Here is a 23,533-nt window from a genome sequence, read left to right on the forward strand (position 1 = left end):
ACATGCACATCGCGTTTGGGAAGGGGTGAAAACAAAATATCTCGCGGCGATGGCGTGGCATGCGGCGAATGCACGCAAATTACGAAGTAATGCGCGCACCGCACTGAGAGATGGCGCTCGCCTCCAGTCCGAAGCAACCCGGCTCGCGGCCTCTCACACATGAGAAGCGCACGCAGGACGAAGGGACCCGCGCCGGGCGCGAACACTCCCCGCCTCGCCGCGCGCACCAGACAGACGTGGCGCGCCGCCCTTCCCACCTGCTCGTTGGATGTGCCCCCAGGCGCCAAGAACAACAACGCCACCCGTGGGTGGCGTTGTTGTCAGCATCCGAAGGCCCCATCGGGCCCGGCTACCGGATCAGGCCTGGACCAGGCGCACCCGGGCAAAGGTGCGCTTGCCGACGGCAAGCACACCCTCAAAGCCGGGCGTGAACTGGCGCTGGGCGTCCTCCACCACTTCGCCGTCGATGCGCACGGCGCGCTCCTTGAGCTTGCGGTTGGCCTCGGAATTACTGGGGGTCAGCCCGGCGGCGGTCAGCAGGGCCGCCAGGCGCAGGCCCTCCAAGGGCACGGCCACGTCGGTGAGCGGCAGCGAGGCGGTGTCGCCCTCGCCTCGCACGGCGGCGTTCCAGCCGGCGATGGCGGTTTCGGCCGCGCCCGCACCATGGAAGCGGGCGGCGAGCTCACGCGCCAGGCGCAGCTTGAGATCGCGCGGGTTGAGCTGACCGGCTTCGATCTCGCGCTTGAGGCTGGCGGCCTCGGCGATGGATATCTCGAAGCTGAGCAGGTCGATCCAGCGCCACATCAGCACGTCGTCGATCTTCATGGTCTTGGTGACGATGTCGATCGCGGGTTCGTTGATGCCGATGTAGTTGCCCAGCGACTTGGACATCTTGTTGACGCCGTCCAGGCCTTCCAGCAACGGCATGGTCAGCACGATCTGCGGTGCCTGTCCGTGGCTTTCCTGCAGGCCACGGCCCATCAGCAGGTTGAATTTCTGGTCGGTACCGCCGAGTTCGACGTCGGCCTGCAGCGCGACCGAGTCATAGCCCTGCACCAGCGGATACAGGAATTCGTGGATGGCGATGGATTGCTGGGCGGCGTAGCGCTTGGCGAAGTCGTCGCGCTCGAGCATGCGCGCCACGGTGTGCTGCGCCGCCAGCCTGATCATGTCCGCCGCCGACATCTGCCCGAACCACTCGGAATTGAAGCGCACCTCGGTGCGCTCCTTGTCCAGCACCTTGAACACCTGCTCGGCGTAGGTCTCGGCGTTGGCCAGCACGTCCTCGCGCGTGAGCGGCTTGCGGGTGACGTTCTTGCCGGTCGGGTCGCCGATCATTCCGGTGAAGTCGCCTATCAGGAAGATGACCTGGTGGCCGAGGTCCTGGAACTGCCGCATCTTGTTGAGCAGCACGGTGTGGCCCAGGTGCAGGTCGGGGGCGGTGGGGTCGAAGCCGGCCTTGATGCGCAACGGCCGACCGAGCTTGAGACGGGCCTCCAGCTCGTCGCGCTTGAGGATTTCTTCGGCACCGCGGCCGATCAGGTCGAGGGATTCTTGGACGGACACTTGGGCAGGCACGGGGGGGAGTTCTCGCAGCGGGCGCCGAAACTGAATATGACGGCGTTCAAAGGTAGCAGTTAATTCGGCGTTAAATGGGACAGGGGTCAAAAACTCCATTCAGCTCAAGGGTTTGACGCACAGTCCTCGTGTGATTATGGTACGCGCGTTACGCGGTTTTCACTCGCCGCGTGTAGGGGGAGCATCCAATGACCGACCACACCGCCGGCAAGGAACGTCGCGAACGATTGAAAGCCCTTCGCGAGGCCGCCTTGCACCGTCCGGTGCTGGCCCGGCACATGGACGAGGGATTCACTGGCCGCTGGTCGCGACGCCACTGGGCGCACGCGAGCCTGTTCGCCACCATCGGCATGCTGGTCGCGGCCATCGTGCCGGGCTTGGGCAAGCCGCTGGCCCTGGAGCGTCCGCACCACGCGCCCCGGCATTCGATGGCGTTGGCGTTGCCGCCGCTGCCGATCGCGCGTCTGCGCGGCACCGAGGGCGACAGCTGGCAGGTGGTGCGCGTGGAGCGCGGGCAGACGCTGGGTGAACTGTTCGAGGACCTCGGCGTACCGGCTTCGACGATGCACGCGATCCTGGCCCAGCCGGGTGCCAAGGATGCGCTGCGCCGGCTGAAGCCAGGCACCGAACTGGCCTTCGATCTGCCAGTCAATGGCACGCTGCGGGGCTTCCGCTACGACCGCGATGCCACGCATCGCGTTGAGATGGCAATCGCAGGTGGATCGGTCACGCAGAAAGTGATCGAGCGCCCGACCCAGACCCGCACCGTCGTCATCAGCGGCGAGGTGGGCAAGTCGCTGTACCGTTCGGCGCGCAAGCAGGGCCTTAGCGCGAAGGCAATCAATACGCTGACCGACGAGATCTTCAAGTACGACATCGACTTCAACGAGGATGTTGGCGCCAAGGACCGTTTCAGTGTGGTCGTGGAGCAGACCTGGCGCGAGGGCGAACTGGTGGCCACGAGCCCGGTGCTGGCGGCAACGTTCACTGCCGGCGGCAAGCTGCACAGCGGCTTCCGCTTCGAGCGCAACGGCAAGCCGGAGTACTTCACCGCCGAAGGCCGGCCGCTGAAGAAGTCGTTCATCCGCATGCCGATTCCGTATGCGCGCCTGACGTCGGGCTTTGGCTCGCGCCGCCATCCGGTGCTGGGCCGTGTTCGCCAGCACAAGGGCGTCGATTACGCCGCGGGCACCGGCACGCCGATCATGGCCGCCGGCGACGCGCGGGTGAAGTTCGTCGGCTGGAAGGGCGGTTACGGCCGCGTGGTGCAGCTGGACCACGGGCGCGGCTACACCACGCTGTACGCGCACATGTCGCGTTTTGGCAAGTTCACCGCCGGCCAGCGCGTGCCGCAGGGCGCGGTGATCGGCTATGTGGGCACGTCGGGGCTGTCGACCGGCCCGCACCTGCACTACGAATTCCAGATCAACGGCGTACACCGCAATCCGCTGTCGGTGACCATGCCGCCACCGGAGCCGCTGAGCGGCGCCGCGCTGACCGCGTTCCGCAGCTACACGCGCACCGCCCTGTCGCGCATCCAGGAAGTGGAAGACGTGATCTACGCCGACGCCGCCCCGCTGAAGTCGGACAAGGCGGTGGCCAGCAAGGACACGCCGCGCAAGGGCGGCAAGTCGAAGGCCTGATCCTCACATGACCGCTACTGCCGGGCCCGTGCGCGACCACGCCACGGGCCCTCGCTTTTTCATCGGCCTGATGTCGGGCACCAGCGCCGATGGTATCGACGCCGCACTGGTGCGTTTCGACGAAACCGATGGCGCGCCGCACGGCGCGCTGGTGCTGGGGCGCACATATCCCTGGGACCCCGTGCTGCGCGAACGGCTGGTGGCGGTCGGGCAAGGCGCGCGGATCGATTCGCTGGATGAGGTGGGCACGCTGGATGTGCGCATCGCCGAAGCCCTGGCCGAGGCGGCAACACGGCTGCTGGCGGAGGCCGGCATGGCGGCCGGGGCGATCACCGCGATCGGTTCCCATGGGCAGACCGTGCGGCATCGGCCCGACGGCGCCGCCTTCGACGGGCGGCACCCGTTCACCCTGCAACTGGGCGATGGCAACGTCATCGCCGAGCGCACCGGCATCGCCACCGTGGCCGACTTCCGCCGTCGCGACGTGGCCGCCGGCGGGCACGGCGCACCGCTGGTGCCGGCCTTCCATGCCGCGCTGCTGCACGCCGCCAGCGAAGACCGCGCAGTGCTGAACCTGGGCGGGATCGGCAACTTCACCCTGTTGCCGGCCAACGGCACGATCCGCGGCTTCGACACCGGGCCGGCGAACGCGTTGATGGATGCATGGTGCCAGCGCCATTTCGGCGAACCCTTTGACCGCGACGGGGAGATGGCCGCGCGCGGCACGGTGGATGCGGCGCTGCTGGCCCGCCTGCTGGACGAGGCGTGGTTCGCGCTGCCACCGCCCAAGAGCACGGGCCGCGAGCAGTTCCACCTGGACTGGGTGGATGCGCGACTGGGCGGGCGCGAGCGCGCGGAAGACGTGCAGGCCACCTTGCTGGAACTGACGGCGGTGACCGTGTGCGCGGCACTGCGTCGCGAACAGCCGGCGACCCGGCGCGTGCTGGTGTGTGGAGGCGGCGTGCGCAATGGCGCGCTGATGGCGCGGATCGGCGCGCTGTTGGGCGACGTGGCGGTGGGCTCGACCGCGGCGTTCGGGCTGGACCCGGATTACGTCGAGGCGATGGCGTTCGCGTGGTTGGCGCGGCAGACGCTGATGGGGGCGCCGGGCAACCTGCCGGCGGTGACCGGCGCGCGCGGCCCACGGGTATTGGGCGCGATCTACCCGGCCTGACCGTCGCCGGCGCGGCCGATCAGCGAGAAGCCCGGGTCATCGGGAATGCCTTCAAGGGCGGCGATCGCCGATTGCAGGATGTTCGCATCCATGTCATCCAAGCGCGGCTCGCCGCGCGGCTCGACCGCGAACAGGCCGTGCTCGATCAGGTGGCGGATGGCCGTCGTCTCACTCCAGCCGCGCGTCTGGGCGACGCGGCGGACGCGCTCGAGCAGGACCGCATCGAGTTGGATCTGCAGGGTTTCGCTCATCGGGACCGTCCTGGTTCGCGCCTACCATAACCGGATTGAACCTCATTCGCACGGAACGTGATCACGCGTCCGCCGGGGGCTTCGCGGGGGCAGGCGGCCACGCTATGGTGGCCGCTACTCCGCGCGACAACGACCCGATGACTGACGCTGCCCCGCCGACCCGAGCCCGCCTCGGCGTGTTGGAATCGCTCCACCCCTACCTGGAGCGGGCGCCGCTGGCCGCCTTGCTGCTGGGCATCTCCTCGGGCTTTCCGTACGCGATGATCGGCGCGACGCTGACCACGCGCCTGGCGCAGGACGGCATCAGCAAGAAGAGCGTCACTGCGTTCTCGTTGGCGTTCCTGGCGTACAACCTGAAATTCCTGTGGGCGCCCGCGGTCGACCGCGTGCACCTGCCGTTGCTGCACCGCCTGGGCCAACGCCGTTCCTGGCTGCTGCTGGCGGCGACGATGGTGGCCGCGTCGGTGGTGTTCCTCGGCGTGGCCGACCCGAGCACCTCGCTGCAGACCGTGGCGATCGCGGCGGTGCTGGTGGGCATATCAGGCGCGACCTTCGACATCGTGATCGACGCCTACCGCATCGAGATCCTCGAGCCCCGGCAGTTGGGCGTGGGTTCGGGCATGTCGCAGTACGGGTGGCGCATCGGCTCGGTGAGCGCAGGCGCGCTGGCGCTGCTGGTGTCGGCGCGCGCCGGCTGGGGCACGGCCTACGTGCTGTGCGCGGCCTTCGTGGCGCCCGCCGTTGTCGCGGCGCTGTGGCTGGGCGAACCGGCACGCCACCGCGAGCCGATGGCCAAGCGCGGCGTGGCGGCCATGCTGGCATCGGTGACCGGCCCACTGACCGAGTTCTTTGCACGCCGCGGCGCGTGGCTGGTGTTGTTGTTCGTGTTGTTGCACAAGATCGGCGACACGCTGGCCAACCTGACGCTTCGCCTGTTGCTGGATGACCTGGGTTTCAGCAACGACGAGATCGCGACCTATGACGTGGGCTTCGGCTTCTTCGCCTATCTGATCGGCATCTTCATCGGCGGCGTGCTGTATTCGCGGCTGGGGATGAAGCGCGCGGTGCTGCTGAGCCTCGTGCTGATGGCGGTCTCCAACCTGTCGTTCGCCTGGCTGGCCAGCGTGGGCCACGACAACGCGTTGCTGGCCTTCACCATCTGCTTCGAGAACGTGGCCAGCGGCATCGGTGGCGTTGCGGTCGTGGCCTACCTGTCGGCCCTGTGCAACCTGTCGTTCACCGCTTCGCAGTTCGCGCTGTTGTCGGCGGCCGCGTCGGTGGTGGGCCGCGTGGTCACCGGCACCACGGCCGGCGGCCTGATCGAGCAGATGGGCTACGTGGAGTTCTACCTGCTGACCACGGCAGTGGCCTTGCCGGGCGTGGCGCTGTTTGCGTGGATGTCGCGGCGCGGGCTGGTCGACAGCGCGATCGCGGAGTCGGACGTGCGCGCGGTGGCGTAGCCGCCGTCAGAGGTCGTAGTCGACGGTGAATGGTGCGTGGTCGGAGAAGCGCGGCTCGCGCAGGATCGAGCAGCCGCGCAATTTGTCGCGCAGCCCCGGGGTCACGAACTGGTAGTCGATGCGCCAGCCCACGTTGTTGGCACGCGCGGCGCCGCGGTTGCTCCACCAGGTGTAGTCCTGACCCTCGGGGTGCAGCGCGCGGTAGGCATCAACCCAGCCGCGGCCGTTGGCTGGATCGGCCTCGGCGGCCGCATCCGCACACAGGCCATTGAGCCAGTCGCGCTCGGGCGGGAGACAACCGGAGTTCTTCTGGTTGCTGGACCAGTTCTTGATGTCGAGCCGGCTGCGCACGATGTTCCAGTCGCCGCACAGCACGTACTCGCGGCCGCTGCGCAGCCAGCCGTCGAGCACCGGCCGGAGCCAGTCCATGACCTCGAACTTGAATCCTTGGCGCTCGTCGCCGGAGGAGCCGGACGGGATGTAGAAACTGACCACGCTGAGGTTGCCGAAGCGCGCCTCGATGTAGCGGCCCTCGTCGTCGAACGATGGCCGGCCCAGCGCAGTGATCACCTCGTCGGGCTCGCGCCGGGCGTAGATCGCCACGCCGCTGTAGCCCTTCTTGGTGCTGGCATCCTTGTAGAAGCAATGGTGGCCGTCGGGGCGGAACTGCGGGTCGCTCAGTTGCGATTCCTGCGCCTTGGTCTCCTGCAGGCACAGCACGTCGGCGTCCTGCTGGCGGAACCAGTCGAAGAAGCCCTTGGTGGCCGCCGAGCGGATGCCGTTGGCATTGAAGCTGATGATCCGCACGTGCAGGGCCCCTCTGAAGGAACGAGTGGGCAGGGTACCGGACAGACCGGGTGGCGAAAACCGCCGTCGCGCCCGACACTATGCGCATGAACGACCACCGTACCCGTTTCCTGGAACTGGCCCTGCGCGCCGACGCGCTGCGCTTTGGCGAGTTCACCCTCAAGTCGGGCCGCCAGAGCCCCTATTTCTTCAATGCCGGGCTGTTCAACACCGGCGCCACCCTGGCCGAGTTGGCGGGCTGCTACGCCGACGCGGTGGACGCGGCCGGGGTGGACTTCGACCTGTTGTTCGGACCGGCCTACAAGGGCATTCCGCTGGCCACCGCGCTGGCCTGCGAGTACGCACGCCGCGGCCGTGACCTGCCGGTCGCGTTCAACCGCAAGGAGGCCAAGGCGCATGGCGAGGGCGGCACGCTGATCGGTGCGCCGCTGTCCGGTCGCCGGGTGCTGATCGTGGACGACGTGATCACCGCCGGCACCGCGATCCGCGAGGCGCTGGGCATCATCGCCGCTGCCGGAGGCCAGGTGGCGGGCATCGTCATCGCGCTGGACCGCCAGGAAGTGGCCGGCGGGGTCGAACTGCCCCCTGGCCAAACCCGACGCTCCGCGGCACAAACCGTCGGCGCCGAACACGACCTGCCAGTGGTGGCGGTGGCGACGTTGGGCGACCTGCTGGCCTTCACCGGCAACAATGCGACGCTGGCCACGCAACGCGACAGGCTGCTGGCGTACCGTGAGGCCTACGGCAGCGCCGAATGAGGCCATCCATGCAGGATGGCCGCCAGTGGCGCGATTCTTGCTTGGTATCAACCAGAGTGTCGCCGTGAACGGGGGCATATCCGCAATGACGGCCGGGGGGGCCGACATGAACACGAAGAGCACCGCACTGGCCGCCGGCCTGCTGATGGCATTGACGGCCGCGCCGGTCACCGCGCAGCAGGCTGGCGGCAAGAAGCTGTACTGCTGGAACGAGAACGGACGCAAGGTCTGCGGCGACGCGCTGCCGGCAAGCGCCGCCGATTCGGCCCGCACCGAGATCAGCGCCAAGAGTGGCCTGAAGACCGGCCAGGTGGCCCGCGCACTGACCGACGCCGAACGCGCGGCCGCGGCGCAGCAGGCCGAGGCCGAGCGGCAGGCCGCCATCGTCGAGGAGGAACGCCAACGCCGCGAGCACGCGATGGTGGAGTCGTACACCAACGAGGAAGAGCTGATGCGCGCCTTTGAGCACCGCATCACCCTGCTGGACGAAACCGTGAAGGCGTCCTCGCTGGGCGTGACCGGACTGCGCCAGAGCCTGGTCAGCCTGCTGCAACGCGCCAGTGAGGCCGAGCTGGCCGGCAGGCCCGTTCCGGCGCCGCTGGCGGCGTCGATCCAGACCCAGCACCAGCAGTTGCTCCGCCAGCAGGCCGCATTGGTACGCCAGCGCGGAGAACGCGCGGCGATCGATGGCGAACTGGCCTCGGCGCTCAAACGCTATCGCGAGTTGAAGATGCCGGTCACGCCACCGAACGGCGGCTGAGCGCAGCATCCTTCGTCCCGGCGACGGCGCTGGCCCACCTCACGGGTGGAGCCGACAACCTGAAACGAACAAGGGGCGCCGAGGCGCCCCTTGTTCGTTTCCGCGCAATGGCGTGCCGCCAAGGCTCAGAACGGCAGAGCCAGGTCCGGCTTGAGCGCCAGCAGCTGCGCGCGGAAGGCCGCCTGGATGCGGGCCATCGCCGCCTCGCTGTCCGCATCGAAACGCATCACCAGGATCGGCGTGGTGTTGGAGGCCCGCACCAGGCCCCAACCGTCAGGCCAGTCCACGCGCAGGCCATCGATGGTCGACAGGCGGGCGCCTTCGAACTTCGCCTCGGTGACGAAGCGGTCGACGAAGGCATGCGGGTTGCCTTCCGGCGCATCCACCTTGATCTCCGGGGTGGCGATGCCGTTGGGCAACGCGGCCAGCGTCTCGGTCGGGGTCTGCACCTTGCCCGCCACGATCTCCAGCAGGCGCGCCGCGGAGTAGATGCCGTCGTCGAAGCCGTACCAGCGCTCCTTGAAGAAGAAATGGCCGCTCATCTCGCCGGCCAGCTCGGCTTCGGTCTCGCGCATCTTGGCCTTGATCAGCGAATGACCGGTCTTCCACATCAGCGGGCTGCCACCGTGGCGCAGGATGTGGCCCGGCAAACGGCCGGTGCACTTCACGTCGTAGATGATCTGCGCGCCGGGGTTGCGTTCAAGCACGTCGGCGGCGAACAGCATCAGCAGGCGGTCGGGAAAAATGTTCTCGCCGTCGCGGGTGACCACGCCGAGGCGGTCGCCGTCGCCGTCGAAGGCGATGCCGAGGTCGGCGCCCAGCCGCGCCACCGAGGCCACCAGATCCTCGAGATTGTGCGGCTCGCTCGGGTCCGGATGGTGGTTGGGGAAGGTGCCGTCGATCTCGCAGAACAGTGGGGTGACTTCCGCGCCAATCGCGCGCAGCACGCGCGGGCCGAGGTCGCCGGCCACGCCGTTGCCGGCATCGACGACCACGTGCAGGGGCCGCTCCAGCTGGACGTCGGCGGCGACCCGCTGCACGTAGTCCTCGCTGATGTCGCGCTGTTGCAGCAGGCCCGGCGCCGGCGCGGTGTGCAGGCGATCCTCGGCGATGCGTCGGTACAGGTCGGTGATGGTGTCGCCGGAGAGCGTCTCGCCGCCGACCACGACCTTGAAGCCGTTGTAGTCCGGCGGGTTGTGGCTGCCGGTGACCGACACGCACGAGCCCGCGCGCAACTGGTAGGCACCGAAGTAGACCAGCGGAGTGGGCGCCAGGCCGATGTCGGTGACGTTGCAGCCGGCCTTGCGCAGGCCATCGATGAGCCCGCCCGCCAACTCGGGACCCGACAGGCGGCCGTCGCGGCCGACCACGATGTCGGTCAGGCCCTTCTCCTGCATCACGCTGCCGATGGCCTGGCCGATCAGGGTGGCCACGCCCACGTCGAGACTGCTGCCGACCACGCCACGAATGTCATAGGCGCGGAAGACGCCGGGATCCACGGCCAGCGTCGACGCCGGAGCCGGGACTGCGGCTGCGGCTGCGGCCGGCGCGACGACGCGGGCCGGTGCCTGCTGGGCGACATCGGCCAGGGTCAGCTCGCTGCCCTCGGGTTCGGCGTCGCCGCCGGCCTTGCGCCGCTGCAGGGTCGGGGCGCGCCAGGCCACCAGCGCCAGCAGCAGGAATCCCGCCGCCACGCCAAAGCACGCCATCGCGCCCAGGCCCAACGGACCACCCGCCACATCGGGCACGGCGGCCGCGACGCGCAGGTCACTGCCGGGCACCTTGGCTGCCAGAGCCTCGGCGCCCGTGTTCAGGGCCACGTCGCCGCGCTCGACCACGCTGTGGCCGCCCTGGCGCAAGGCCAGGTAGCTGCCGTCGGCCACGGCGGCCTGCTCGACCGCCCCGGCCACGCGGTTGGCCGGCAACAGCACGCTGGCCACGCCGATGGCGACGCCGTCCAGCGGCACCGGAGCGGCCACCGCCAGCTGGTTGGTGCCGCCCTCCTTGATGATGGCGACGACCGGCTTGCCGGCCAGCAGCGCCGACTCCTGCGCGGCCAGGCGGCCATAACCGCCCTTGGCACCCGCCGCCAGGCCGGCATACGTGGCGTCCAATCCGGTGGGCTGCACGCTGGCGCCCTTGGCTTCCGGCCAGCCTCTGGCCAGCTCCGCCGCCGCCGTGGCCAGGTCGCCCGCGGTCAGCGCGGCCAGGAACGCCGGCTTGCCGACCTGCTCGGCCAACCGCTTGGTGTCGGCGGCGATCGCGGTCTGCGCCTGCTGTACGGCCGCATCACGCACCTGCTGGATGGCCGTGCGGCGCGCACCGTCGCGCTGCTGTTGCCAGCCGCCCCAGCCGAACCACGCCGCGAGCAGCACCGAGCCCACGATCACGACCGGCAGCAGCGGCTTGAGTTGCGCCAGCGACAGCTGCGGGCGTTCGATCTTGATGTCCACCATGTGTTTCCCCTGTCAGCGCACGCCGGTGTGGCCGAAGCCGCCCGCACCGCGCGCACTGGTTTCAAATTCCGCGACCACCTGCAGCGTCGCCCGCACGATCGGCAGTACGACCAGCTGCGCGATGCGATCCCCCGGTTGCATCGTAAAAGCCTCGCGACCGCGATTCCACACGCTGATCATCAGCGGCCCCTGGTAATCAGCGTCGATCAGGCCAGTGCCGTTGCCGAGCACGATGCCGTGCTTATGCCCCAGCCCGGAGCGCGGCAGGATCACCGCGCACAGCGTCGGGTCGCCCACGTGGATGGCCAGGCCCGACGGGACCAGCGCCGCATCACCCGGCTGCAGGGTCAACGGCGCATCCAGCGCGGCCCGCAGGTCCAGGCCGGCACTGGCCGGCGTGGCGTACGCGGGCAACGCCCACTCACTGCCGAAGCGCGCATCGAGGATCTTCAGTTCGAGGGTGTGGTGCATGCGGTCCTTTCAGAGGGCCAGAAAATGTGGGCAAACCGGGCGTACGAGGCGTTGGCCGCCGGGCGTGGGGCCCTCGGCGGCACCATGGACGGCGAAGCGGTCGCCGCCACCGCCGGCAGGTGCTGTGCTCATGCGGGCATCAACCGCGCCGCCACAAGGTCAAGCAGCTCATCGGCCAGTTGCGCCTTGGGCGCGGGACCCAGCGCCGTCTCTTCGTCGGCGGAATAGACCACCAGTGCGTTGTCGTCGGCCTCGAAGCCGCTGCCTTCCACGCCCACCCGGTTGGCGGCGATCAGGTCGAGCTTCTTGTTGACCAGCTTGCCGCGCGCGTAGTGCGCCACGTCGTGGGTCTCGGCGGCGAAGCCGACCACCAGCCGCGGGCGCTGCGGGTGCACGGCCACGTCGGCCAGCACATCGGCGGTGCGGACCAGTTCCAGCACGAGGGTGTCCTGGCCGGGCTGCTTCTTGATCTTGCCGGCGGCCATCTGCCGCGGGGTGTAATCGGCCACCGCGGCCGCGCCGATGTAGATGTCGGCCGGCAACGTACCCAGCACGGTGGCGTGCATCTGCGCCGCGGAGCGCACGTTGATGCGGGCCACGCCCGCGGGCGTGGGCAGGCTGACCGGCCCCGCCACCAGCACCACCTCCGCGCCGCGTCGCGCGGCGGCCTCGGCAATGGCGAAACCCATCTTGCCGCTGCTGCGGTTGCCGATGAAGCGGACCGGGTCGATGTCCTCGAACGTGGGGCCGGCGCTCACCACGATGCGCAGGCCGGCCAGCGAAACGGCAGCGCTCATGCGCGGCTCCGCAGCGGCATCGCCGCCAGGTTCGTGACGATGTCGTCGGGTTCCATCAGGCGGCCGTCGCCCACTTCGCCACAGGCTTGCCCGCCGCTGCCGGGACCCAGCAGCGTTGCGCCACGACTTTGCAGCGTCGCGACGTTGGCCTGGGTGGCCGGGTGCGCCCACATCAACCGGTTCATCGCCGGCGCCACGAACAGCGCCGCATCGCTGGCCAGGCACAACGTGCTGACCAGGTCATCGGCGAAACCGTGCGCCAGCTTGGCCAAGGTGTTGGCGGTGGCTGGCGCGACCACGATGCGGTCCGCCCAGCGCGCCAGCTCGATGTGGCCCATGGCGGCCTCGGCGGCCTCGTCCCACAGCGAAGTACGCACTGACTGGCCGGACAGCGCCTGGAACGTGGTGGCTCCGACGAAACGCTGCGCGTTCTCGGTCATCGCCACCCGCACCTCGGCGCCCGCATCGCGCAGCCGGCGCACCAGCTCGGCCGCCTTGTACGCGGCGATGCCACCGCAGACGCACAACAGGACGTGCTGGCCCTGCAGCGACGCGGAGGGAGTGGGCGTGTCAGCGGCCATGGACGGGGAGATTTCCTACGGCAAAAGCAGCATTTAGCTTACCCGATGCGGTGGATTCACCCGATAGCGCGCGCACGCGGGGAACGTGATGCTGTTGGCATGCACATCCGAGACTGGCCCGCGGCCGAGCGCCCCCGGGAAAAACTGCTGGCCCGCGGCGCCAGCGCTCTGTCCGACGCCGAGTTGCTGGCGATCTTCCTCGGCTCCGGCCTGCCGGGGCGCGACGCGGTGGCCACCGCCCGCGACCTGTTGGCCTCCCACGGTCCGCTGCGGCCGCTGCTGGACCGCTCGCCCAACGCCCTGGCCAAGCTGCCCGGGCTGGGACCGGCGCGGGCGAGCGCGCTGGCGGCGGCACTGGAATTGGGGCAACGCCACCTTTCGGCTGCACTGGAGCGCGGCGAGGCGATGACCGACCCGCAGGCGGCCGGCCGCTACTTCGCCCAGCGCCTGCGCGGCCGCCCGCACGAGGTGTTCGCGGCGCTGTTCCTGGATACACGGCACCGCGCTCTGGGCTTCGAGGAGCTGTTCCACGGCACCCTCGACGGGGCCGAGGTCCATCCGCGGGTGGTGGTGCAGCGCGCGCTGGCACTGAATGCGGCGGCGGTGATCGTGGGCCACAACCACCCCAGCGGCAATCCCGAGCCCTCGGCCGCGGACCGGGCGGTGACCGCGCGGCTGAAGCAGGCGTTGGCGCTGGTGGACCTGCGCCTGCTCGACCATTTCGTGGTCGCCGACGGCCCGCCGGTGTCATTGGCGGCCCGCGGCTGGGTGTGACGACGGGAACAGCGCCAGCGGCTCGGTAGACGGGACAAGCCGCGCCTGAATACACGCGCCGCAGCCGGCAACGGCGAGCCGCAACCCGGTTAAAATGGCCGATTCCCGCTGCAACCCCCGGATACTCCGTGAAAGCCACCCTCCGCGACCTGGTGACGCAGGCCATCGATGCGCTGCGCGCCGCCGGCACCCTGCCGGCCGACCTCGACACGCCCGACTTCGTCATCGAGCGTCCCAAGTCGCGCGCGCAGGGTGACTTCTCCACCAACGCCGCGATGCTGCTGGCCAAGCCGGCCAAGTCGAACCCGCGCGCGATTGCCCAGGCGCTGCTCGACGCGCTGCCAGCCAGCGACGACATCGCCAAAGTCGAGATCGCCGGGCCGGGCTTCATCAACTTCCACGTGGCCGAGGCTGCGTGGCGTCGGCAGATAGCACAGGTCCTCGAGCAGGGCGATGCCTACGGCCGCAACACCAGCGGCGAAGGCCGCGTGGCGGGCGTGGAGTACGTGTCGGCCAACCCGACCGGCCCGCTGCACGTGGGCCACGGCCGCGCCGCGGTGATCGGCGACTGCATCGGCCGCGTGCTGGCCGCCAACGGCTGGAACCTGAAGCGCGAGTTCTACTACAACGACGCCGGCGCGCAGATCAACAACCTCGCCATCTCGGTGCAGGCACGCGCGCAGGGTCGCGGCCCGGACGATGCCGGTTGGCCGGAGGACGGCTACCGCGGCGATTACATCATCGATGTCGCCAACGCCTACCTGCGCGGCGACAGCGTCGAGGTCGAAGGCCACGTGGTCACGGGCGCGAAGGACCCGGACAACCTCGACGCCATCCGCGCCTTCGCGGTGGCCTACCTGCGCCGCGAGCAGAACGCCGACCTGGCTGCGTACGGTGTGGGTTTCGATGTGTACTTCCTCGAGTCGTCGCTGTACACCGACGGCAAGGTCGAGGAGACCGTGCGCGAGCTCATCGACCACGGCCACACCTACGAGGAAGGCGGTGCGCTGTGGCTGCGCAGCACCGACTTCGGCGACGACAAGGACCGCGTGATGCGCAAGTCCGACGGCACCTACACCTACTTCGTGCCGGACGTGGCCTACCACCTGAGCAAGTGGCAGCGTGGCTACGTGCGCGCGATCACCGAACTGGGCGCCGACCACCACGGCTCGCTGGCGCGCGTGCGCGCCGGCCTGCAGGCGCTGGACTGCGGCATCCCGCAAGGTTGGCCGGAGTACGTGCTGCACCAGATGGTCACGGTGATGCGCGGCGGCGAGGAAGTGAAACTGTCCAAGCGCGCCGGCAGCTACCTGACCCTGCGCGACCTGATCGACGAAGTCGGCCGTGACGCCACGCGCTGGTTCCTGATCGCACGCAAGCCCGACTCGCAGCTGACCTTCGATATCGACCTGGCGCGCAGCCAGTCGTTGGACAACCCGGTGTATTACGTGCAGGTGTCGCACGCGCGCATGCACGGGCTGCTGCGCAAGCTGCGCGAGCAGGGGCTGACCTTCAACGCGGCCAACGGCCTGGCGCAACCGCTGGACGTGGAGGACGCGGCCGCGCACGAGCTGGTGCAGACCCTGCTGCGCTACCCCGACGTGGTGGCCAGCGCCGGGCGCGACCTTGAGCCGCACCAGATCGCCGTGTACCTGCTGGAACTCGCGCAGACGTTCCAGACGTATTACAACGATCACCAGTTCCTGGTCGACGACGCCAACGTGCGCGATGCGCGTCTGGTGCTGGCGATGGCCACGCGCCAGGTGCTGGCCAACGGTCTGGAATTGCTGGGCGTGAATGCCCCCGAGGTGATGTAAATGGCGGCACGACGCGGTAAGTCCCAAGCGCGGCGCAACGGCGGCAACAGCGGCGGCCTGCCGGGCTGGGCGTGGCTGGTGCTGGGCGTGGTGATCACGATCATCCTAGTGATGGTGGCGCCGAAGCTGTTGAAGGGCGATGGCGATGGCTTCCTGCGCCCGCAGGCCAACCCCGACGCGCAGCCAACGCCGGTGTCGGTGGAGGACGACGAGCTGTTGCCGGCCGAGGAGGCCGCCAACCCCGCCACGCGGGCCAGCGCCGGGGCCAAACCGGCCGCGGGTAACGCCAAGAATGCGGAGTACGACTTCTACACCCTGCTGCCGGGCAAGGAAGTGCCGATGACCGACGCCGAACTCGCCGCCACCGAGCGCGCCGAGGCCGAGCGCCAGGCACGTCAGCGCCCGCAGGCCGCTGCCGCGCAGCCAGCCGCGACTCCGGCGTCGGCCGCTGGCGCGACCGGCACCGCGACGACATCCGCTGCGCCGCGTACCGAACCGCTGCCCCAACCGGTCAGCGAAGACGCGGTGGCGGAACGCAGCGCGACCGCGTCCAAGCCGGCGGAGTCGACAGCGACGGCGACCCCCAGGACCGCCGCGCCGAGTGAGGACACCCGCTACCTGCTGCAGGCCGGCGCGTTCCAGGCTTCTGGCCAGGCCGAGGAGCTCAAGGCAAAGATCGCCATGCTGGGCGTGGGCGCGCGCGTGGAAGCGGCACAGATCAAGGGGCAGACGGTCTACCGCGTGCGCATGGGGCCGTATGGCACCGCCAGCGACCTGGCCGAGGCCAAACGCAAGCTGACATCGGGCGGGTTGGCCGCGATGGCGATCAAGGTCGAGTGATGCTTTGGGTCATCGGGGGCGGACGGGGCTGAGCCCCCTTTTCAATTCGCTCCCCGATACTCGCTCGGTTGAAAGGGGGCCAAGCCCCGCCCTCTCGACACGCCGCGGTGGTGGAAGAGGAGCGAGCCACCACGGCCCGCTCCCGGCAGGCTCACCCCTGCGAGGGCTTTTCCCGCTTCAGCGTGATCAGCGCCGAGGTGTCCGCCTCGCCCTGCCCGCGCTCCACCAACTCCGCATAATCCGCGGCGGCCTGGTCGATGGCCGTGGTGCGGATGCCGGCACTGGCCGCGATGCCCTGCACGATGCGCAGGTCCTTGAGCATGTGCACGCACTTGAAGCCGGGTGTGAACTCGTCGCGCATCATGGTCGCGCCGCGCTTTTCCAGAAACCAGCTGTTGGCCGCGCCGGCCATCAGCGTGGGCAGCAGCTTGTCCGGATCCAGGCCGAGCTTCTCGCCCAGCGCCAGGCCTTCGCACACCGCCTCGTTGATGCCGGCGACCAGCACCTGGTTGATGGCCTTCGTCGCCTGACCCGCGCCGATGCCGCCCATGTGGGTGATGCGCGCCGCGTAGGCTTCCAGCACCGGCCGTGCCTTGTCCAGCGCCGCTTCGTCCGCGCCCAGCATCACCGACAGCTTGCCGTTGCGCGCGCCTTCCACGCCGCCGGAGACCGGCGCGTCAATGAAGGCGATGTCATGCGTGGCGAGCATCGCCGCGGCGCGGCGCGCGGTTTCCACCGACACGGTCGAATGATCGACGACCACGGTGCCGGCGCGCAGCACGTTGGCCAGGCCTTCAACCGTGGTCAGCACGTCGTGGTCCAAGGACACGCACAGCGCGACCACGTCGCAGTCGGCGAAGTTGTCGGTGGACCGCGCGGCGCGCACGCCCAATTCGGCCGCCAGTTCGTCGGCCTTGGACTGGGTGCGGTTGCCGACCGCGGTCAGCAGGCCCTTGGCGTGCAGGTGGCGGGCCATCGGCGCGCCCATCGCGCCCAGGCCAATGAATCCGACTTTCATGGTGTTGCCTCCGGTGGGGGACGAAGGGGTCGCCGGCAGCGGCGCCCCCTTCAGCGCACTGCCCGCGGCGAGCGCGGGCGATGCATGGGGTTGGACGCAATGAAGCGTCCGAAGGAAGTCGCGAACGTCGCGCTCAGGCCAGCGGCGCGTCGTCCAGATAGGTGTAGCCGGTCAGGCCGGTCTCCAGCGCCACAGTGAGGCGTTCGGCCTCGTCCGCGGGCAGGTGCGCCGCCGCCACCTTGGCGCGATAGGCCGCGCGCAGGTCGTCGAGCTTGTAGCCCACGTAGTCGAGCATCACGTCGGTGGTATCGCCCCGGCGCTGCTGCACCAGCTTCACCGCGTCGCCGTCCACGCGCACTTCGACCGCGTCGGTGTCGCCGAACAGGTTGTGGATGTCGCCCAGGATCTCCTGGTACGCGCCAACCATGAAGAAGCCCAGCCGGTAGCTCTCGCCCGGCCGCAGCGCGTGGATCGGCATCGAGGTGTTGAGCGTCTCGTTCTCGACATAGGTGTCGATGCGGCCGTCGGAGTCGCAGGTCAGGTCGGCGATCACGCCACGGCGGGTCGGCACCTCGTCCAAGCGCTCGATCGGCGCGATCGGGAACACCTGCTGGATGGCCCAGATGTCGGGCATCGACTCGAACACGCTGAAGTTGACGAAGTACTTGTCGACCAGGCGCTGGTTGAGCTCGTCGAGCACCGCCTGGTGGCTCTTCTCGCCCGGGTGCAGGCGCTCGCGCACGCCGTTGGCAATGGCGTAGAACAGGTCGTCGATGCGCGCACGGTGGACCAGGTCGATCTGGCCCAGCGCGTACAGCGACAGGCCTTCGCCGTGGTGGTGCACGGCCTCGTGGAACAGCTCCACCGCCGGGCGCGCGCCCAGTTCGCCATGGATCTCGCGCAGGTGGCGGATCACTGCCGGCTCGTCGTCGTGCGCCTCGGGCACGCGGCCTTCCGGCGCCTGCTCCACTTCGGACACGTTGGCCACCAGCACCGCGTGGTGCGCGGTCATCGCGCGGCCGCACTCGGTGACCAGGCGCGGCGGGTTCAGGCCGTATTCCTCGCAGGCCTCGGCCAGCGGCTGCACGATGGTGCTGGCGTACTGGTTCACGCCGTAGTTGATCGAGCAGTAGCTGCGCGAGCGGGTCCCCTCGTAGTCCACGCCGAGGCCGCCGCCGACATCCATGAACTGCACCTTGGCGCCCAGCACCGACAGTTCGACGAAGTAGCGCACCGCCTCGCGCATGCCGTTGGCGATGTCGCGCACGTTGGAGATCTGGCTGCCCATGTGGAAATGCAGCAGGCCCAGGCAGTCGCCCATGCCGGCGTCGCGCAGTTGCTTCCACAAGTCCAGCACCTGGCGCGGGGACAGCCCGAACTTGGCCTTGTCGCCGCCGCTGTTCTGCCACTTGCCGGCGCCCAGCGACGCCAGGCGCATGCGCACGCCCAGGCCCGGCTTCACGCCCAGCGCCTCGGACTCCTCCAGCACCAACGCCAGCTCGGACGGCTTCTCCACGACGATCCAGGTATTGAGGCCAAGCTTGCGACCGATCAGCGCCAGGCGGATGTACTCGCGGTCCTTGTAACCGTTGCAGACGATCAGTCCGCCGGGCCGGCTCAGCGCCAGCACCGCCATCAGCTCGGGCTTGCTGCCCGCCTCCAGGCCAAAGCCGGTGTTGGCCGGCGCATCGGCACCATTGCCGCCCACCGCCGCCAGCGTCCCGGCGACGCCGAAGTGCTGGTTGACCTTGATCGGGTACACGGCGGTGTAGCCGCCGGGGTAGCTCCACTCGTCCATGGCGTGGGCGAAGGCGCCCTGCAGCTTGCGCAGGCGCGCGCCGAGGATGTCGGGAAAACGCACCAGCAGCGGCAACTTGGCACCGCTGGCGCGGGCCTGGTCCACGATCTGCGGCAGCGCGACGGTCGGCCCGGTGTCGCCACGCGGGCGCACGCTGATGCGGCCGGCGGCGTCCACGTCATAGAAGCCCTCGCTCCAGTAGGGGATCGAGTAGGTCTGGCGGGCCTGATCAATCGACCAGTCGGACATCGGCTTGGTACCAAGGGGGTGTGGGGACGCGCATTCTACCCCCGGGGGGCCGGGGGGTATGTGAGGCCATGGTCGTGCCGGGCGGGGCCATGGGCGGGCCGCCCTGACCTCCATCGCCGCCCGCTGCACACGCTGGACGCCACGCCCACTGCCCCGTCGCCCAGCCGGACGTTGCCGTGGCTTCATCACCGCACCGGCGCGCGTCCGCTACAATCCGCGGCCTCGCACGGCCTGCCCGCCCCGGCGGACGCCACGCGTCACCGGCGTCTTTGACGCCCCACCCGGCCCGGCCGCAAGCTGCCCCGTGCAGCCCGCCCCACACCCACAAGGACCGACTGGCATGAGCGACAACACCACCTGGCACTACGAGAACTTCGAGCCCTCTGGCTCGGCCATCGGCTACCGGATCACGAAGAAGCTGGACGAGGTGCAGTCGCCGTTCCAGAAGATCGAAATCTTCGAGAGCACCGACTGGGGCAACCTGATGCTCATCGACGGCGCGATGATGCTGACCACTCGCGACAACTTCCTGTACCACGAGATGATGTCGCACCCGGCGCTGTTCACCCACGCCAACCCGAAGAGCGTGGTGATCATCGGTGGCGGCGACTGCGGCACGCTGCGCGAGGTGCTCAAGCACCCGGGCGTCGAAAAGGCCGTGCAGTGCGACATCGACGAGCAGGTCACGCGCATGGCCGAGAAGTGGTTCCCGGAGCTGTGCGACAGCAATGACGACCCCCGCGCCGAGCTGCTGTTCGACGACGGCATCGCCTACATGGCCAACTGCGCGCCGAATTCGCTGGACATCGTGATCGTCGACTCGACCGACCCGGTCGGCCCGGCCGAAGGCCTGTTCAACAAGGCGTTCTTCGAGAGCTGCTTCCGTGCGCTGAAGGACGACGGCATCCTGGTACAGCAGTCCGAGTCGCCGCTGGTGCTGCTGGAGCTGATCAAGGCCATGCGCGCCGAGATGGGCAAGGCCGGCTTCAGCACGTTCCAGACTCTGCCGTTCCCGCAGCCGTGCTACCCCACCGGCTGGTGGAGCTGCACGATGGCGCGCAAGGGCCAGGGCTTCGACTTCCGCGAGGCCGATGCGCGTGCGAAGGCGTTCGCGACCAAGTACTACACCGCCGACATCCACAAGGGCGCGGCGAGCCTGCCGCCATTCGTGGCGGAGGCGCTGGGGGAGTAAGATCCCTTGTCAGACACAAAAGCCCCGCTTCGGCGGGGCTTTTGTTTTGTGCGGGCGACCAAGGGGCTTCACACACCACGCGCCAGTAAACGCCATCACGATGCGCGCGCTGGATCTACCCCAACTAGCGCCAACCTCGAACTGGAGAATGTGTCCAGCGGCTGATGACAGCACGCGGTCCAAGCTGTTCAGAGCGCGTCGCCGTCCAGCTCACCCGTCCGGATGCGCACCACCTGGTTGAGGTCCCAGACGAAGATCTTGCCGTCGCCGATCTTGCCGGTGCCGGCCGCCTTCATGATCGCCTCGACCACGCCGTCGACCTGGTCGTCGGTGACAGCCACTTCCAGTTTGATCTTGGGCAGGAAGTCGACCACGTACTCGGCGCCGCGATAAAGCTCGGTGTGGCCCTTCTGCCGACCGAAACCCTTGACCTCGGTGGCAGTGATGCCGGCCACGCCGGCATCGGCCAGCGCCTCGCGCACGTCGTCGAGCTTGAACGGCTTGATCACCGCCATGACCATCTTCATCGAGCTGTCTCCTTCGGGCCCTGCCCTGCGATTCCGGGGTCGGTGCCCCGCGCATCAGGATATCGCGAAGGCCGTTGACGACGCGCTCATCACCGCGTCGGCTAGAATTCCGACGCAACGTTAGGAATTTTCCTACACCACGCCGCGGTGTCCGCCGACGGCGCCCAACCGCCGGGTGCGCCACGCTGGACGCCCGACGGAGGAATCCCCACATGATCGACCTCAACCAGATTGACGACCTCGCCCGCCGCCTCAGCAGCCTGGTGCCGCCCGGCTTGCGCGAAGGCCGCGAGGAGCTGCAGCAGAACTTCAAATCGGTGCTGCAGAGCGGGCTGGCCAAGCTCGACCTGGTGACCCGCGAGGAGTTCGAAGTGCAGCGCGCGGTGCTGCTGCGCACCCGCGAGAAGCTGGAAGCACTGCAGCGCACCGTCGAGGAGCTCGAGGCCCGATTGGGCGCCGACACCACCGCGCCGCGCCACTGAGGCCACCCCCATGAATCTGGCCATCGTGCACAGCCGTGCGCGATCGGGCGTGCGTGCGCCCGAAGTCAGGGTCGAGGTGCATCTGGGCGGCGGATTGCCGTCGATGTCCATCGTCGGCCTGCCCGCCGCCGCGGTGCGCGAGGCGAAGGATCGGGTGCGCGCCGCGCTGCAGTCCTCGCAACTCGAGTTCCCCGCGCGGCGCATTACTGTCAACCTGGCCCCGGCGGACCTGCCCAAGGATGGCGGCCGCTTTGACCTGCCTATCGCGCTGGGCATCCTGGCGGCGAGCGGGCAAATCCCGCAGCAGGCGCTGGAGGACACCGAGTTCCTGGGCGAACTGGCGTTGACCGGCGAATTGCGAGCGGTGGACGGCGCCCTGCCTGCCACCTTGGCCACCAACGCTACCGGGCGGTCCCTGGTGTTGCCGCTGGCCAACGGAGCGGAAGCGGCCCTCGCCGCGCAGGCGCGCGTCCACACAGCACGAACCCTGTTGGAAGTCTGTGCCGGCCTCAAGGGCCAAAAAATGCTGCCGCGTGCAGAACCCGCGGCAGGCCCGGCCGCGGGCTGCGCACCCGATCTCGTCGACGTCCGCGGCCAGGCTCACGCCCGACGTGCGCTGGAGATCGCAGCGGCAGGTTCCCATCATCTGCTGTTCCTGGGCCCACCGGGCTGCGGCAAATCGATGCTGGCCGCCCGCCTTCCGGGCCTGCTGCCACCACCGAGTCACGATGAGGCCCTGGAAAGTGCAGCCATTGCGTCGGCTGCCGGACTCGGCCACCACACCGCCCACGATGCGATGCGGGCATGGGGCATCCGCCCCTTCCGGGCGCCTCACCACTCGGCCAGCGCGATCGCGCTCGTCGGCGGCGGCGGCGTGCCAAGGCCGGGCGAAGTATCGCTGGCCCACAACGGCGTGCTGTTTCTGGATGAGTTGCCGGAATGGAGCCGGGCTGCACTGGAAGTGCTGCGCGAACCCCTGGAGAACGGGACCGTGACGGTATCCCGGGCGGCACGCAGCGTCGACTTCCCGGCGCGGTTCCAGCTTGTGGCTGCGATGAACCCCTGCCCGTGCGGCTGGGCGGGGGACGCCAGTGGGCGTTGCCGCTGCAGCGAGGAGTCGATTGCCCGCTATCGTGCCCGCGTATCCGGGCCACTGATGGACCGGATCGACCTTCATGTAGACGTCCCGCGCCTGTCCTCGGGCGAACTACGGGGGGCCGCGCCACCCGGTGAGTCCAGCACCACGGTCGCGAACCGCGTCGCCCGGGCACGCCACTGCCAGCTTGAACGCACCGGCAAGCCAAACGCGCAGCTGTCGCAGGCTGAACTCCGGCAGATGTGCGCCCTGTCCGATCACGACCAGAACCTGTTGGATACCGCCGCGGATCGACTCCAACTCAGCGCACGCTCGGTGCACCGGATACTTCGCGTGGCCCGGACCATCGCGGACCTGGACTGCGCCGTGGCAATCCAGACACAACACCTGACCGAGGCAATCGGCTACCGGCAAGTGGATCGCGGCGCCGCCGTCGCTTAGCGGCCGGCGCCGCAACCAACATCAGCCTCCGCAACCCGGCGGAATGCAGATCTTGGGCTTCTCCATCCAGGCACGCGCCCCTCGGCGCGCCTCGTCAATTTCTTCCTGCGTACCGCACCGCGTGACCTTCATCTTCGAGCCGGTCTTGGCTTCCGTCCAACAGGTGTCCTGATTTTCCTGGGCGACGCGAGTGCCAACAACGTTCGCGTTGATCCGCTCCAGGGCGTTTTCCAGTCGGATCTGTTCCTGGATGTTGAGCTGGTCAAAACGCGTATTGCTTCCCGCAATCGCAAATACCGTTTCCTGCTCCTTGCGGATCACGCGAACCTGTCGCGGAGACAGCCCCGAGGTTCCGGCATCGATGTTGGCCTTGAGGGACTGCTGCTGTTCAAGGATGGCTGCAAGCTTATCCCCCTGTTCCGCGGCCGAGGCATGGAGCGCCACGGTGCCCCATGCCAATGCCAACGACACCCCAAGTGCCCTGCAAAATTTGTTCACGGCTACACCTCCTTGAGTTACCTGAGCCACAGTCCGGGGTTTGAGGCTACTCCGGGGCAGGATGC

Annotated in this window: 20 protein-coding genes and 1 pseudogene; 11 read left to right on the plus strand and 10 right to left on the minus strand. The window is 69.0% G+C overall.

Annotated elements, in window-relative coordinates:
- Positions 1 to 357 precede the first annotated feature (357 nt).
- A complete protein-coding gene (tyrS, locus tag N800_RS10405; protein WP_036138178.1) occupies positions 358 to 1,566 on the minus strand; it encodes a tyrosine--tRNA ligase in 1,209 nt (402 codons plus the stop codon).
- A gap of 200 nt (positions 1,567 to 1,766) precedes the next feature.
- Here tyrS and N800_RS10410 point away from each other — a divergent pair, with 200 nt between their 5' ends.
- Together N800_RS10410 and N800_RS10415 are read left to right on the plus strand one after the other, a co-directional pair.
- Complete coding sequence (locus N800_RS10410; protein ID WP_036138076.1) at positions 1,767 to 3,221, plus strand: peptidoglycan DD-metalloendopeptidase family protein; 1,455 nt, start codon at positions 1,767 to 1,769, stop codon at positions 3,219 to 3,221.
- Positions 3,222 to 3,228: 7 nt separating this feature from the next.
- Positions 3,229 to 4,395: an anhydro-N-acetylmuramic acid kinase gene (locus N800_RS10415; protein ID WP_156962960.1), complete on the plus strand. Its 1,167-nt coding sequence runs from the start codon at positions 3,229 to 3,231 to the stop codon at positions 4,393 to 4,395.
- On the opposite strand, the gene N800_RS10420 is transcribed toward N800_RS10415, so the two are convergent.
- Complete coding sequence (locus N800_RS10420) at positions 4,383 to 4,646, minus strand: hypothetical protein (RefSeq protein ID WP_052108152.1); 264 nt, start codon at positions 4,644 to 4,646, stop codon at positions 4,383 to 4,385. The two genes, N800_RS10415 and N800_RS10420, sit on opposite strands and share 13 nt — an antisense overlap.
- Positions 4,647 to 4,783: 137 nt before the next feature.
- Between N800_RS10420 and N800_RS10425 the strand changes: the two genes are divergently transcribed.
- On the plus strand, positions 4,784 to 6,106 hold the full coding sequence (locus N800_RS10425) for an AmpG family muropeptide MFS transporter (RefSeq protein WP_036138183.1): 1,323 nt from the start codon (positions 4,784 to 4,786) through the stop codon (positions 6,104 to 6,106).
- 6 nt (positions 6,107 to 6,112) lie between these two features.
- On the opposite strand, the gene N800_RS10430 is transcribed toward N800_RS10425, so the two are convergent.
- On the minus strand, positions 6,113 to 6,913 hold the full coding sequence (locus N800_RS10430; protein ID WP_036138081.1) for an exodeoxyribonuclease III: 801 nt from the start codon (positions 6,911 to 6,913) through the stop codon (positions 6,113 to 6,115).
- An 86-nt stretch (positions 6,914 to 6,999) separates the two neighbouring features.
- On the opposite strand from N800_RS10430, the gene pyrE reads away from it, so the two are divergent.
- Positions 7,000 to 7,671 carry an orotate phosphoribosyltransferase gene (pyrE, locus tag N800_RS10435; RefSeq protein WP_036138083.1) on the plus strand — a complete coding sequence of 224 codons (672 nt, stop codon included), beginning with the start codon at positions 7,000 to 7,002 and terminating at the stop codon, positions 7,669 to 7,671.
- Positions 7,672 to 7,777: 106 nt separating this feature from the next.
- Complete coding sequence (locus N800_RS10440) at positions 7,778 to 8,431, plus strand: hypothetical protein (RefSeq protein ID WP_036138086.1); 654 nt, start codon at positions 7,778 to 7,780, stop codon at positions 8,429 to 8,431.
- Between the two features lie 125 nt (positions 8,432 to 8,556).
- Here the strand turns inward: N800_RS10440 and N800_RS10445 are convergent, their stop codons facing one another.
- The 3 genes and pseudogenes from N800_RS10445 to coaBC form a co-directional block, all read right to left on the minus strand.
- Positions 8,557 to 10,887, minus strand: a complete 2,331-nt coding sequence (locus N800_RS10445; protein ID WP_036138088.1) for a phosphomannomutase — start codon at positions 10,885 to 10,887, stop codon at positions 8,557 to 8,559.
- Between the two features lie 12 nt (positions 10,888 to 10,899).
- A complete protein-coding gene (gene dut / locus N800_RS10450) occupies positions 10,900 to 11,358 on the minus strand; it encodes a dUTP diphosphatase (RefSeq protein ID WP_036138090.1) in 459 nt (152 codons plus the stop codon).
- 128 nt (positions 11,359 to 11,486) lie between these two features.
- Positions 11,487 to 12,736, minus strand: a pseudogene (gene coaBC, locus N800_RS10455) (bifunctional phosphopantothenoylcysteine decarboxylase/phosphopantothenate--cysteine ligase CoaBC).
- A 99-nt stretch (positions 12,737 to 12,835) separates the two neighbouring features.
- Between coaBC and radC the strand changes: the two are divergent.
- From radC to N800_RS10470, 3 genes are all read left to right on the plus strand, one after another.
- Positions 12,836 to 13,510, plus strand: a complete 675-nt coding sequence (gene radC, locus N800_RS10460; protein WP_036138092.1) for a RadC family protein — start codon at positions 12,836 to 12,838, stop codon at positions 13,508 to 13,510.
- A 128-nt stretch (positions 13,511 to 13,638) separates the two neighbouring features.
- On the plus strand, positions 13,639 to 15,327 hold the full coding sequence (argS, locus tag N800_RS10465) for an arginine--tRNA ligase (protein ID WP_036138095.1): 1,689 nt from the start codon (positions 13,639 to 13,641) through the stop codon (positions 15,325 to 15,327).
- Positions 15,328 to 16,167 (plus strand): SPOR domain-containing protein, encoded by an 840-nt coding sequence (locus N800_RS10470; protein WP_036138096.1) that lies wholly within the window; start codon positions 15,328 to 15,330, stop codon positions 16,165 to 16,167.
- A 151-nt stretch (positions 16,168 to 16,318) separates the two neighbouring features.
- On the opposite strand, the gene N800_RS10475 is transcribed toward N800_RS10470, so the two are convergent.
- Both N800_RS10475 and speA read right to left on the minus strand, forming a co-directional pair.
- Positions 16,319 to 17,185: an NAD(P)-dependent oxidoreductase gene (locus N800_RS10475; protein ID WP_036138099.1), complete on the minus strand. Its 867-nt coding sequence runs from the start codon at positions 17,183 to 17,185 to the stop codon at positions 16,319 to 16,321.
- Between the two features lie 133 nt (positions 17,186 to 17,318).
- Complete coding sequence (gene speA / locus N800_RS10480) at positions 17,319 to 19,232, minus strand: arginine decarboxylase (RefSeq protein WP_036138101.1); 1,914 nt, start codon at positions 19,230 to 19,232, stop codon at positions 17,319 to 17,321.
- A 340-nt stretch (positions 19,233 to 19,572) separates the two neighbouring features.
- Between speA and speE the strand changes: the two genes are divergently transcribed.
- Positions 19,573 to 20,424, plus strand: a complete 852-nt coding sequence (gene speE / locus N800_RS10485) for a polyamine aminopropyltransferase (RefSeq protein ID WP_036138103.1) — start codon at positions 19,573 to 19,575, stop codon at positions 20,422 to 20,424.
- A 188-nt stretch (positions 20,425 to 20,612) separates the two neighbouring features.
- On the opposite strand, the gene N800_RS10490 is transcribed toward speE, so the two are convergent.
- Positions 20,613 to 20,951: a P-II family nitrogen regulator gene (locus N800_RS10490; RefSeq protein WP_036138106.1), complete on the minus strand. Its 339-nt coding sequence runs from the start codon at positions 20,949 to 20,951 to the stop codon at positions 20,613 to 20,615.
- A gap of 212 nt (positions 20,952 to 21,163) precedes the next feature.
- On the opposite strand from N800_RS10490, the gene ubiK reads away from it, so the two are divergent.
- Both ubiK and N800_RS10500 read left to right on the plus strand, forming a co-directional pair.
- Positions 21,164 to 21,433 (plus strand): ubiquinone biosynthesis accessory factor UbiK, encoded by a 270-nt coding sequence (ubiK, locus tag N800_RS10495; RefSeq protein WP_036138109.1) that lies wholly within the window; start codon positions 21,164 to 21,166, stop codon positions 21,431 to 21,433.
- 10 nt (positions 21,434 to 21,443) lie between these two features.
- Positions 21,444 to 22,970 (plus strand): YifB family Mg chelatase-like AAA ATPase, encoded by a 1,527-nt coding sequence (locus tag N800_RS10500; RefSeq protein WP_036138111.1) that lies wholly within the window; start codon positions 21,444 to 21,446, stop codon positions 22,968 to 22,970.
- Between the two features lie 21 nt (positions 22,971 to 22,991).
- Here N800_RS10500 and N800_RS10505 read toward each other — a convergent pair whose 3' ends face one another.
- A complete protein-coding gene (locus tag N800_RS10505) occupies positions 22,992 to 23,468 on the minus strand; it encodes a hypothetical protein (protein WP_156962961.1) in 477 nt (158 codons plus the stop codon).
- Positions 23,469 to 23,533 lie beyond the last annotated feature (65 nt).

The sequence above is a fragment of the Lysobacter daejeonensis GH1-9 genome, from assembly GCF_000768355.1.
GTDB classification, from domain to species: domain Bacteria; phylum Pseudomonadota; class Gammaproteobacteria; order Xanthomonadales; family Xanthomonadaceae; genus Aerolutibacter; species Aerolutibacter daejeonensis.